General features: G+C 38.5%; 11 protein-coding genes. 10 read left to right on the top strand and 1 reads right to left on the bottom strand.

Going from position 1 to position 12,959, the window contains the following annotated elements:
* Window positions 1-95 precede the first annotated feature (95 nt).
* The gene (gene rsmC, locus LW139_RS17715; RefSeq protein ID WP_072069010.1) at window positions 96-1,112 is read right to left on the bottom strand and encodes a 16S rRNA (guanine(1207)-N(2))-methyltransferase RsmC; all 1,017 of its coding nucleotides are present in this window, start codon (window positions 1,110-1,112) and stop codon (window positions 96-98) included.
* 129 nt (window positions 1,113-1,241) lie between these two features.
* Between rsmC and LW139_RS17710 the strand changes: the two genes are divergently transcribed.
* The 10 genes from LW139_RS17710 (at window position 1,242) to deoB (ending at window position 12,885) form a co-directional block, all read left to right on the top strand.
* Entirely contained in the window at window positions 1,242-1,652 is a 411-nt protein-coding gene (locus LW139_RS17710; protein ID WP_072069009.1) for a DNA polymerase III subunit psi, read from the top strand.
* Window positions 1,621-2,067 (top strand): ribosomal protein S18-alanine N-acetyltransferase, encoded by a 447-nt coding sequence (gene rimI / locus LW139_RS17705; RefSeq protein WP_151436106.1) that lies wholly within the window; start codon window positions 1,621-1,623, stop codon window positions 2,065-2,067. Before LW139_RS17710 ends, rimI begins: the two co-directional genes overlap by 32 nt.
* A gap of 667 nt (window positions 2,068-2,734) precedes the next feature.
* The gene (gene prfC, locus LW139_RS17700) at window positions 2,735-4,324 is read left to right on the top strand and encodes a peptide chain release factor 3 (RefSeq protein WP_072069007.1); all 1,590 of its coding nucleotides are present in this window, start codon (window positions 2,735-2,737) and stop codon (window positions 4,322-4,324) included.
* A 645-nt stretch (window positions 4,325-4,969) separates the two neighbouring features.
* Window positions 4,970-5,314 carry a BON domain-containing protein gene (locus LW139_RS17695; protein WP_227336068.1) on the top strand — a complete coding sequence of 115 codons (345 nt, stop codon included), beginning with the start codon at window positions 4,970-4,972 and terminating at the stop codon, window positions 5,312-5,314.
* 98 nt (window positions 5,315-5,412) lie between these two features.
* The gene (locus LW139_RS17690) at window positions 5,413-6,468 is read left to right on the top strand and encodes a patatin-like phospholipase family protein (RefSeq protein ID WP_109410048.1); all 1,056 of its coding nucleotides are present in this window, start codon (window positions 5,413-5,415) and stop codon (window positions 6,466-6,468) included.
* A 2-nt stretch (window positions 6,469-6,470) separates the two neighbouring features.
* Window positions 6,471-7,253, top strand: a complete 783-nt coding sequence (locus LW139_RS17685; protein ID WP_247850313.1) for a TatD family hydrolase — start codon at window positions 6,471-6,473, stop codon at window positions 7,251-7,253.
* 347 nt (window positions 7,254-7,600) lie between these two features.
* Window positions 7,601-8,902: a NupC/NupG family nucleoside CNT transporter gene (locus LW139_RS17680; protein ID WP_109410046.1), complete on the top strand. Its 1,302-nt coding sequence runs from the start codon at window positions 7,601-7,603 to the stop codon at window positions 8,900-8,902.
* A gap of 520 nt (window positions 8,903-9,422) precedes the next feature.
* Entirely contained in the window at window positions 9,423-10,202 is a 780-nt protein-coding gene (gene deoC, locus LW139_RS17675) for a deoxyribose-phosphate aldolase (RefSeq protein WP_072069002.1), read from the top strand.
* 67 nt (window positions 10,203-10,269) lie between these two features.
* A complete protein-coding gene (gene deoA / locus LW139_RS17670; RefSeq protein WP_006536108.1) occupies window positions 10,270-11,592 on the top strand; it encodes a thymidine phosphorylase in 1,323 nt (440 codons plus the stop codon).
* 66 nt (window positions 11,593-11,658) lie between these two features.
* On the top strand, window positions 11,659-12,885 hold the full coding sequence (gene deoB / locus LW139_RS17665; RefSeq protein WP_072069000.1) for a phosphopentomutase: 1,227 nt from the start codon (window positions 11,659-11,661) through the stop codon (window positions 12,883-12,885).
* The last annotated feature ends 74 nt before the right edge of the window (window positions 12,886-12,959 follow it).

The following is a 12,959-nucleotide window of genomic DNA, read 5'->3' as shown; positions in this document are numbered from 1 at the left end:
TTAAATTATCTTAGTGATGAAAAATAAAACACCTTGAATTATCACTTAAAATCAGCCCAAAAATAAAGCCCTGTTTTAGATAACAGGGCCTGTGATTAATCTTTCTTGGTGGCTTGGTAAACTTTAAATTTACCTGTTGATGCAAGCACTTCATGAGAGCCAAATACATGATCCAGAATGTCTGGATAAGGGATAAATGAATTCGCTACAATGCGTAATTTTCCCCCTTTTTTTAGGTAATTAGGTGCAAGGCGAATAATATCTTCAGCAGCAGTATAGCTTGTACCTAAACCATCATGGAAAGGCGGATTTGAGATTATCCAATCATAAGTTTCCTCAACGGCAGAATAGACATTACTCGCAATCACTCGGCCTTCTAATTCATTCACATTTAATGTCGCAATACTGGAAGAAATTGCAGCTGCATTTACATCACACAAAGTGAGTTTCAGCATTGGGTTTTTCTTGCCTAATACTGTAGCAAGAACACCACAACCACATGCCATATCTAGTAAATCACCAACCATTGCATCATCAAAAGTTGAAAGTAATAAACGGCTACCTTCATCTAATGCATTTTGGCTAAAGACACCCGGTAATGCCATTACGGTTAAATCGTTATGGCGATAAGTTTGCCACCAGTTATTACGGTCAAACAGTGTTTGATATGTTTGTGTACCAAAAAATAAGCTACAACGGCGTGCTGAATCTATTTTTTTAAGTTTAGCGATACCGTTCATTAATTCGGTTGCACTTTTAACACCGCTACGGTTTTCACCGACGATAAAGATTTCAGTACCCACTTGTAAGTTAGAGCAAAGGCTACGCAGTTGGAAAGTGGCTTCGTTTTTATTTTTAGGCCAAAAATAGATCAAGGTATTGCAATATTTTACAAAGGATTGATCTGCAACTAAACCGAAGAGTGCATTATCACCCATTGATTTTAGTAATGGTAACCATTGGTGATATTGGTTTGTATATGCTCTGACACTTTTCGCCTGGATCTGTGCTGCAAAAGTATCTTGAAGATCACCTGCAATAAGTACATGCCTGTCTGCGAAATGATCTAGGTGACGAAGAATAACTTCGCTAGCAGGGGACAGTGAGGACATTATGATTATTACTCCTTAAAAAACATAAGACGCATGATATCAGATATAAAGAAACCGACGCTATTTATTGGCGTAGTTTATGCCCTCTGATACTATGTACCGTTGTTCTACACTTGATAGGTAAGCATAATGAGCCGTAAAGACAGAATGTTATCCCAACTAGGAATTCGTCAGTGGGTACTTCGTAAGCCCGCAGTGTTAAAAGGCGAGCATTCTGTTCAATTTCCGGATACAACACGTTTACTTATCATTACTGATGATACCGTTGATCTAAATAACGGGCTTTTCTCTGATATTTTTAGCGCCATGGGGATAGATAAAAACGAAATCTATTGTATTACAACAGACGATGTGAGCATGCTCACAGAATCATTTGATCTTCCCTGCTGGTTATTAGGCACTGATCTCATTCTTCCCTCGGAATATACTTCTTTGAGAAGCCCTTCATTGCATCAATTATATTTTGATGCCGATGCAAAACGCGATCTTTGGAAACAAATCTATCAATATGAAGACCATTTCACCCTTAAACCCTGCTGATTTACCTTTAGCATGGCAAATAGAAAAATTAAGTCATTCATTCCCTTGGAGTGAAGAAACATTTTATAGTAACCAAGGAAGTCATTATTTTAATCTGAAAATTTGCATTGATAATATTATTGTAGGTTTTGCAATTACGCAATTAATATTAGATGAGGCAACACTTTTTAATATTGCAATCCATCCTGATTATCAGGGGAAAGGTTACGGTAAGGCACTTTTATTGGAACTGATTGAAACACTTGAGAAAAAAAATATCACTACCTTGTGGTTAGAGGTACGAGAATCTAATGAAAAAGCGTTCAATCTCTATGAATCTATAGGATTTAATTTTGTTTCAAAACGCAAAAACTATTACCCAACAAAAACGGGAAATGAAGATGCGATTATCATGGCTTATCCTATTTCTTTCTAATTAAATCTTTATTTAAGTTAAATTTAAAGCGCCTTTTTTTGGGCGTTTTTTTATTTTATACGGAGTGATTGAATTTTATTTTTTATTGATTTCATTTAAAATTTATCTTTATTTTTACTTAATGGAAATTTATCAAGTTAATTTCACTTTTGTCATGCTTTCATTGTGAGGTTAATGTGATTATAACGGTGTTAAAATAGTGAACGATATATAAAATAAGTAAATCGAGTATTTGGTTTTGTTTTAAATAAAGTGATTAGTCTCTAAATATACAGAATTAAAATTAAAATAAATGTACATTTATTTTAAATATTATATTCAATCCCGCTTTTAACCTAAAATAAATAGGCTAATTCTTGGCTTTATTAGTAGCTCATAAAGCCAGTTTATAGAATTCTTAGTAAAATAGTTGTCTTGGGAGTATCAATGAAACAACGTTGCTCTATAAAGCAATAGATATGATTAATTTTTTCAAACACTAGGCATCACTCCCTCAAGCAGATAAAATAGTAACCATTGATTGTTTATACAGACAAGATAGGCGAAAATAAGCGCCAATTAAGATTAACTTGCGGGTTGAATGTCTTTATAGTCACTTTAATTATTAGTTATATAAATATATCAGTGCCTTACATTCACTCGCCTATCAACCAGAAGATCACCATTGATGTCTAATCCTATTTTTCAGCAAGAAGTTGCTCGTCGTAGAACTTTTGCCATTATTTCCCACCCCGATGCGGGTAAAACAACTATCACTGAAAAAGTGTTGTTATTCGGACAAGCGATTCAACGTGCAGGAACCGTAAAAGGACGTGGTTCAAATCAGCATGCAAAATCTGACTGGATGGAAATGGAAAAACAACGTGGTATTTCTATTACAACCTCAGTTATGCAATTCCCTTATGCTGATTGTCTAGTTAACTTACTCGATACCCCAGGGCATGAAGACTTCTCTGAAGATACCTATCGTACTTTAACGGCTGTTGACTGCTGTTTAATGGTGATTGACTCTTCTAAAGGGGTTGAAGATCGTACACGTAAGTTAATGGAAGTAACACGTTTACGTGACACTCCAATTCTGACTTTTATGAATAAACTCGACCGTGATATTCGTGACCCAATGGAAGTCATGGACGAAGTTGAAACTGAGCTAAAAATTGCTTGCAGTCCTGTTACTTGGCCTATCGGTTGTGGAAAACTTTTTAAAGGGGTTTATCACATTCTGAAAGATGAAACTTATCTTTATCAAACAGGCCAAGGCCACACTATCCAAGATTCTCGTGTCATCAAAGGATTAGATAACCCAGAGCTTGATGAAGCGATAGGTGATGATTTAGCAAGCCAATTACGTGACGAGTTAGAGCTAGTATTAGGCGCATCTCATGAATTTGATCATGAAGCCTTTTTAGCAGGTGAATTAACACCTGTGTTCTTTGGTACAGCATTAGGTAACTTTGGTGTTAACCACATGCTTGATGGCCTTGTAAAATGGGCGCCAGCACCAATGCCTCGCCAAACAGATATGCGCCAAGTTACAGCTAATGAAGAAACGTTCACTGGCTTTGTTTTTAAAATCCAAGCAAATATGGACCCTAAGCACCGCGACCGTGTCGCATTTTTACGTGTTGTATCCGGTATGTATGATAAAGGTATGAAATTACATCAAGTCCGAATCAAAAAAGATGTGGTGATTTCAGATGCATTAACCTTTATGGCAGGTGATCGTTCTCACGTTGAACATGCTTACCCTGGCGATATTATTGGTCTTCATAACCATGGTACCATTCAGATTGGTGATACTTTTACGCAAGGTGAAATTCTGAAATTCACGGGTATTCCTAACTTTGCGCCAGAGTTATTCCGCCGTATTCGTTTACGTGATCCGTTAAAACAGAAACAGTTACTTAAAGGATTGGTACAGTTATCAGAAGAAGGTGCGGTACAAGTCTTTAGACCATTGGCTAATAACGATTTAATCGTTGGTGCGGTCGGTGTACTTCAGTTTGATGTGGTTGTTGCAAGACTTAAGAGTGAATATAACGTTGAAGCGATTTATGAATCCGTTAACGTTTCAACGGCACGCTGGGTTGAGTGTGATAACGAGAAGAAACTCGAAGAATTTAAACGTAAAAATGAACAAAACTTGGCACTAGATGGTGGTGATAACTTAACGTATATCGCACCAACGATGGTGAACTTGAATTTAACGCGTGAACGTTATCCTGATGTTGAGTTTCATCAGACTCGTGAACACTAATACTCGTCTTACTCGTCATACTTCAAGGTGTAGCGTTGTTGACTACGTTCATTCGCATTAGTCACATACTTGTGTATGTTCCTAGCGACTCATTTACTCGTCATACTTCAAGCTGCAACGTTGTTGACTACGTTCATTCGCACTAGTCACATACTTGTGTATGTTCCTAGCGACTCATTTACTTGTCGCCTAGTTGCAACTTGAATTATTTAGAGTAATGGTATTGGCATACTTACAGTTGCAACTCGAATTATTTAGAGTATGTAATCTAATGAAAAGGCTATATTTTTTAATATAGCCTTTTTTGTTTCTTCGTTTTTCTTTGTTAAATCTACTCTGCATATCCCTAATATCCTACCAAAAAGCCCTTCTATATTTGGAATTACTCTTTTTTATTTCTGTTAACATGATATCTGTTTTTACACTTATTTATAAATTTATGTAAAATTTTTTATAGTTTTATTGGTTATTATTAGAATAAAATTATTAGGATTAGTCTTTATTTGCTATTTTTTGCTTTATTTAATACTAATAGCTTATTAGTGTAATAACTTAATTTGTTAATTTTTTGTAGTACTTCATAAAAATAAAGATATTAAAACACACACATTTCCTAACTCAGTTATTGTGATTAAGGGGAGAGCAATGAAACAATATAAAACGTTTAAATTAGCATTATTTATGTCCATGGGGCTTGCTTTTGTCAGTATGGGAGCATCAGCTGAAACATCATGGTATAGCGAAATTAATAGTGGAACGAATAACACAGGTTACGCTATCAGCGATACCGCGATTTCTACAAAAATTAAAGACACATTATTGCCGATCGAAAGCATTGATAGTGAATCGCTTTCTATTCGTACAGAATTTGGTCATGTATTTGTGACAGGCTTTGTTAAGAATAAAGAGCAAGAAGCGCAAATTATGCAAATTATTGAAAAAGTAGAAGGTGTAAAAAGTGTTGATTCTTCAGTAAATATTCGATCTTAAATTAAGATACGTTGTTTTTTATTTGTATGAATACGTAAAAATAATGACGCCGAAAAAATGTGCGGGTATCCTTTGTTAAGTTGTATAAAGGAGACATTATGGGGAAGTATATACCTGTCACATTAAATAATATTACAGCACTCGAATTTCAATCATCTCTACCACAAGGTAAAGTCGCTTTAGTCTGTGAAGGTGGAGGTCAACGTGGGATCTTTACCGCAGGTGTTCTTGATGAATTTATGCGTTCACAATTTGATCCCTTCGATATTTTGCTTGGGGTGTCTGCGGGCGCACAAAATTTATCCGCTTTTGCCTGTGGTCAGCGTGGCTATGCGCGTAAAATTATTAATCGTTATACAACTAATAACCAATTTTTTAATCCTATCCGATTTGTCCGTGGCGGTAATTTATTAGATTTAGATTGGTATATAGAAACGACAGCAAAAGAAATGCCTCTTGATATGCCAACAGCATTACGGCGTTTTGATACTGGCCGTGAATTTTATATGGTAGCCAGTCGTTCTGATAATTTCCAAGCAAATTATTTTCAACCAGATGAGCCAACTTGGCTTGATATCATCAAAGCATCTAGTGCAATTCCTGCTTTTTATCGTAATGGTGTTTTATTCCATGATGTTGTCTATCATGATGGCGGAATAAGTGATGCTATTCCTGTCAGGGAAGCTTATCGGCGGGGTTGTCGTACTATTGTTGTTGTGCGTACGGTGCCTTCTGAATATCAATATACCACTGAGTGGGTCGATCGTATGGGTAAATGGTTCGAAAATAGCCGTTTACAACGTTTTATGGCGATGGCTCAAGTTCATATTGAAACCTATACCGAAACACTTAAATTTATTCAATCGCCTCCAGAAGATGTTGTGGTTATCGAAATCTATCCACCAACGACGTTACAATCAAGTGCATTAGGTAGTCGTTTAAATGCATTAAATCATGATTATCATGTAGGTAGGCGTTGTGGACGCTATTTTTTAGCGACAATAGGTCAGCATTTTTCTAAGAAAAAATTCAAACAGCATGATAAAAAAATCTTTAGCCTATTTGAGCAAGAAGCAAAGGCGGATAAAGCGGAGGATGCTTCTATTATTCAACAAGGAACAAGAAGCGTGCATCCTGATGTAAGGCAGGTTTAAGAATGAATAAATTTATTGATACTCACTGTCATTTTGATTTTCCTGTTTTTTATAATGATATTGCGAATAGCTTATCTTTAGCGCATCAAGCGCAAGTTAAAAAAATTATTATTCCTGCAGTTGCTCGTTGGAATTTTGATGTGGTGACTGAGTTATCAAATGAATATCCTCAATTATATAGCGCATTAGGATTACATCCTTTATATATTGAAGAGCATAAAGAGCAGCATCTCATTGAATTAGAACAGAAACTAAAAATAGATCCTCGTTGTGTTGCTATCGGAGAAATAGGGCTTGATGACTATATGGATAACCCGCAACCAGAAAAGCAGGAACGCTTTTTAATTGCACAACTTAAATTAGCAACTAAGTTTGATTTACCCGTTATTTTACACTCACGTAAAACTCACGATAAGTTAAGTGCGCTGTTACGTCGTTATGATGTTCCGCGTAAAGGGGTTGTACACGGTTTTGCAGGAAGCCAGCAACAAGCTGAAAAATTTATTCAGCAAGGTTATTTTATTGGTGTTGGTGGTACGATTACTTATGAACGAGCACAAAAGACACGTCGAGCAATTGCTTCATTGCCACTCGAATCGCTATTACTAGAAACAGATGCTCCTGATATGCCAGTGAGTGGTTTCCAAGGTGAGCCTAATCGGCCTGAGCGTATTCAATATGTTTTTTCCCAACTCTGTGAGCTACGTCAAGAACCCTCTGAGGTAATTGCACAGCAACTCTATCTTAATAGCCTACAATTATTTCGGTTAACAGATAATGCCTAGTTGTTGAATTGATTCATTCTACGATTAAAAATTCATTTTAATTTAATCTTATTTATATGAATAAGGTGTTTATTTAACTTTATTGTCTAAGATTGAATACAAGGATTGTTAATCATATGATGTTTTCCCTTTATTCAACCTATTCAATAAATGCGTTTTCCTCTCTTTTTATGTGATCTGCTTCTCATTTGTGACCTTTTTGTTACTTTTTTCAGATCCTATTTGTGATGGATGTTGAGGGTTCTTTTCTTAGACTAGGTATAATTATCCGGCAAAAAGAGTCAATAAGCTCTGACTAGAGCGTTATTGATAATCCATTAAATTTTTATATGAACAGGGATCCTTCAATGCAACTCATTATGAGCTTGGTCGGAATGGCAACATTAATTTTGATAGCCATTCTGTTTTCCAGCAATCGACGTGCAATTAGACTACGTACAGTTGGTGGCGCATTCCTTATTCAGATTGGCTTAGGTGCATTTGTTCTTTATTCCGACGGTGGTCGCGAGGTACTTCTTGCGGTTTCTGATGGCGTCAAGAATGTAATTGATTACGGCAATAACGGGATGAGCTTCCTATTTGCAGGCCTAGTATCAGATAAAATGTTCGAGTTGTTTGGTGGTGGCGGTTTCGTATTCGCCCTACGCGTACTGCCTGTTATCGTGTTCTTCTCTTCACTCATTGCAGTGCTGTATTACCTTGGCATTATGCAAATTGTCATTAAAATTCTCGGTGGTGGCTTACAAAAAGTACTTGGCACATCACGAACAGAATCTATGTCTGCCACTGCAAATATTTTCGTTGGACAAACAGAAGCCCCACTTGTTGTTCGCCCTTATATTGCAAGAATGACAACCTCTGAACTCTTTGCTGTTATGTGTGGTGGTTTAGCTTCTGTTGCGGGTTCAGTGCTTGCTGGGTATGCCAGCATGGGTGTGCCATTAGAGTATTTGATCACCGCATCCTTTATGGCGGCGCCAGGTGGTTTACTCTTTGCTAAATTGTTGATCCCTGAAACAGAAACGCCAGACGATCAAAAAGATGCGCTTGATAAAATGGCAGATGACGAAAAACCAGCCAATATTATCGATGCCGCAGCTGCGGGCGCATCTTCTGGTCTACAGCTTGCCCTAAACGTAGGTGCCATGTTGCTTGCTTTCGTCGCCTTGATTGCATTAGTCAATGGTATTCTTGGTGGCATTGGTGGCTGGTTTGGCTATGAGAATTTCTCATTAGAACTGGTGCTAGGTTGGGTATTTGCACCAATTGCCTTCTTGATTGGTGTACCTTGGAGTGAGGCAACCATTGCCGGCTCATTTATTGGACAAAAAATTGTTATCAATGAGTTCTATGCTTACTCTGAATTTAGTAAATACCTAAAAGAGGATGCATTAGTTGCAGGTTCTGGATTAGTAGTATTATCTGCTCAAACGAAGGTTATTATCTCCTTTGCATTATGTGGTTTTGCTAACCTATCTTCTGTTGCTGTACTGCTAGGTGGTTTAGGTGGAATGGCGCCAAACCGTCGTAAAGATGTGGCTCGTTTAGGAATGAAAGCTGTGCTAGCTGGTACACTCTCTAACTTAATGAGTGCAACAATTGCAGGATTCTTCTTTGCATTAACGGCAATGGCAGTTGTTGCCGCTTAATTGATTTAATTGTAAAGAGCAGATGGGTATTTTACCTATCTGCTCTTTTATGTTTGTTTTCTGTTGTAATGTTAACTACTTTTATTGTGTGAGATATTTCGCAGATTGTATTGAATATGGTCACAAAGGTTGTCATTTAATGTGTATTACACTTTTCTTGCGTTATAAAGACGACTTAAAAACGGTATTAAAGTAACATTAAACCAGAAAATGACCTAATTGTGATATCAATCACATTTTTATGTCATTGCTTGCAAGTTACATTTGATTAGTGTGACGTAAAGCACATCTAATTGTTCCTTAGCGTGTTCAAATAAGATGTGCTGAAACTTCATGGAATGGCGAAGGCTCAATGACGGGTCGCCGAAGTGAGCATAGCGCGGTGAGAGGGAGCTCAGCTGTCGTTGTAGCACTAGTTACAACAACATCTTCAAGGAACCAAGTCCGCTCGCCAACAAATTTAATCGCTAACCTTAAGCGTATGCCCAAAAGGGCTTAAGAAACATCGTTGGAGAGTTTTATGACAGATTTAACCGCTGCAGCGCGCCTTGCGCTGTCTTTGATGGATTTAACTACATTAAATGATGATGACACTGATGCAAAAGTGACTGCGTTATGTCATCAGGCTAAAAGCCCAGAAGGCAATACAGCCGCTATTTGTATCTACCCACGCTTTATTCCGTTAGCACGTAAAGTGTTACGCGAACAGGGTACACCAGAAGTCCGTATCGCAACCGTAACTAACTTCCCTCATGGTAATGATGATTTAGATATCGCATTAGCTGAAACCAATGCGGCATTAGCTTATGGCGCAGATGAGGTTGACGTAGTTTTCCCTTACCGTGCATTAATGGCAGGTAACGAGCAAATCGGTTTTGATATCGTTAAAGCATGTAAAGAAGCTTGCGCAGAAGCAGGTTCTTTATTGAAAGTCATCATTGAAACGGGTGAGCTGAAAGATCCTGCTCTTATCCGTAAAGCCTCTGAAATTTCAATCAAAGCGGGTGCTGACTTTATTAAAACTTCCACAGGTAAAGTACCTGTAAATGCAACACTGGAAAGCGCTGAGTTAATGATCCAAGTGATCCACGATATGGGTGTTGGCAAAGAAGTTGGTTTTAAACCTGCAGGTGGTGTTCGTACCGCTGAAGAAGCTGCTCAATATCTAGCATTAGCTAACCGCATTATGGGTGACAACTGGGTTGATGCCCGTCACTTCCGTTTTGGCGCATCAAGCTTGTTAGGTAATTTACTAGCCACTTTAGGTCATGGCGAGCAAAAATCGTCTAGTGGTTACTAATCCATTCGTGTAATACGCCCACGTTTTATTGTGGGCGTTATCAATGCTATAAAGCCAGGAGGTTGCAGTGTTTCTTGCCCAAGAGATTATTCGTAAAAAACGTGATGGTCATCCTTTAACAGAGGAAGAAATTCGTTTTTTCATTAACGGTGTCAGAGATAATACTGTTTCTGAAGGTCAAATTGCTGCATTAGCAATGACTATTTATTTCCACGATATGACGATGCCTGAGCGTGTTGCTCTGACATTAGCTATGCGTGATTCCGGTACAGTACTGAACTGGAAAAGCCTAAATTTAAACGGTCCAATTGTTGATAAACACTCAACAGGTGGTGTGGGTGATGTCACTTCACTGATGTTAGGGCCAATGGTTGCCGCGTGTGGCGGTTATGTTCCTATGATTTCAGGTCGTGGATTAGGTCATACAGGTGGAACATTAGATAAACTCGAAGCTATTCCAGGTTTCGATATCTTCCCTGATGATGAGAAATTCCGCGATATTATTCGTAACGTGGGTGTTGCTATTATCGGACAGACTAATTCATTAGCACCTGCTGATAAACGCTTTTATGCTACCCGTGATATTACTGCTACAGTTGATTCAATCCCTCTTATCACAGCCTCTATTCTAGGTAAAAAATTAGCTGAAGGCTTAGATGCATTAGTGATGGACGTTAAAGTGGGATCGGGTGCCTTTATGCCGACTTATCAGAAATCTGAAGAGCTGGCTGAGTCTATTGTTCAAGTAGCAAATGGCGCAGGCTGTCAAACTACAGCACTGTTAACGGATATGAATGAAGTTCTAGCTTCTAGCGCAGGTAATGCTGTCGAAGTTCGTGAAGCCGTTCAATTCTTAACTGGTGAATACCGTAATCCACGTCTATTTGAAGTTACTATGGCGCTGTGTGTTGAAATGTTAGTATCAGGCCGTTTAGCGGATGATCGTCAACAGGCTCGTCAAAAACTGCAAGATGTGTTGGATAACGGTAAAGCGGCAGAAGTCTTTGGTCGTATGGTTGCAGCACAGAAAGGCCCATCTGATTTTGTTGAAAACTACAATAAATACCTGCCAACTGCGGTATTAAGTAAACCTGTATTTGCTGAGAAAGCTGGGTTTATCACAGAAATGGATACGCGTGCATTAGGTATGTCTGTTGTGACATTAGGTGGTGGTCGTCGTAAAGCCACTGATGCAATTGATTATAGTGTGGGATTAAGCGACATCGTAGCGCTTGGTGCTGAAATCAATACAGACACTCCGTTAGCGATGATCCATGCTAACAGTGAAAAATCATGGCAAGAAGCTGCGGCTGAAGTCCGTAAAGCGATGGTAATTGGTGATAGCAAACGTGAAGCCTCACCAATGGTGTACCGTCAAATCAGCGAATAAGAACTCAATTACGATTTATAAGTGACATATCCGTGGTCTACGGAGAATGACACAGGAGAGAGAATTATGAAACGTGTACATATCATGGTATTAGATTCCTTCGGTATCGGTGCTGCTGGTGATGCAGAGAAATTCGGTGACCAAGGTTCAGATACTTTAGGGCATATCGCACAAGCGTTTGCTGACGGTAAAGCAGATAAAGAAGGTCGTAAAGGCCCACTTCATTTGCCAAATCTTTGCCGTTTAGGTTTAGGTAAAGCCGCTGAAGAATCAACAGGTAAATTCCCTATTGGTTTAGATAAAAACGCAGATATCATCGGTGCTTATGGCTACGCGAGTGAAATCTCTTCTGGCAAAGATACTCCGTCAGGCCACTGGGAAATTGCAGGTGTTCCTGTTCTGTTTGATTGGGGATACTTTAAAGAGTTGAAAAACTCATTCCCACAAGAACTGCTAGAAAATATCGTTAAACGTGCAAAATTACCTGGGTACTTAGGCAACTGTCACGCATCTGGTACAGTTATTTTGGATGAGCTTGGCGAAGAACACATGAAAACCGGCAAACCGATTTTCTATACTTCTGCTGACTCTGTATTCCAAATTGCATGTCATGAAGAAACTTACGGTTTAGACGAATTATATGAGCTGTGTGAAATTGCTCGTGATGAACTAAACAAAGGTGATTACAACATTGGTCGTGTTATTGCGCGTCCATTTATTGGTGATAAACCAGGTAACTTCGCCCGTACAGGTAATCGTCATGATTTAGCCGTAGAGCCACCAGCACCAACTATGTTGAAAAAACTGGTTGATGAAAAACAAGGTCATGTTGTTTCTATCGGTAAAATTGCTGATATCTACGCAAACGTAGGTATCACTAAAAAAGTGAAAGCAACAGGTATTGATGCACTGTTTGATGCAACACTTGAAGAAATGAAACTCGCGGGCGATAACACAATCGTTTTCACCAACTTTGTTGACTTCGACTCCTCTTACGGCCACCGTCGTGATGTTGTCGGTTATGGTGAAGCACTGGAATTATTCGACCGTCGCTTACCAGAACTAATGGAACTGGTAAAAGAAGATGACATTCTTATCTTAACAGCAGACCACGGTTGTGACCCAACTTGGCCAGGTTCTGATCATACTCGTGAGCACATTCCTGTTCTGGTTTATGGTCCTAAAGTTAAACCTGGTTCATTAGGTCATCGTGAAACCTTCGCTGATATCGGCCAAACTGTTGTGAAATACTTCGGTTTATCTCCGGTCGATTATGGTAAAGCAATGTTTTAATTTAACTTCGGTAGGTATAGCAATATGCCTACCGAATGATATTTGAATAGTAAAAAGATCAATTAAAAGGAAGA

The organism is Proteus vulgaris (assembly GCF_023100685.1).
Classification (GTDB): Bacteria; Pseudomonadota; Gammaproteobacteria; order Enterobacterales; family Enterobacteriaceae; genus Proteus.
This window is presented reverse-complemented; position numbering and strand designations above follow the sequence as displayed.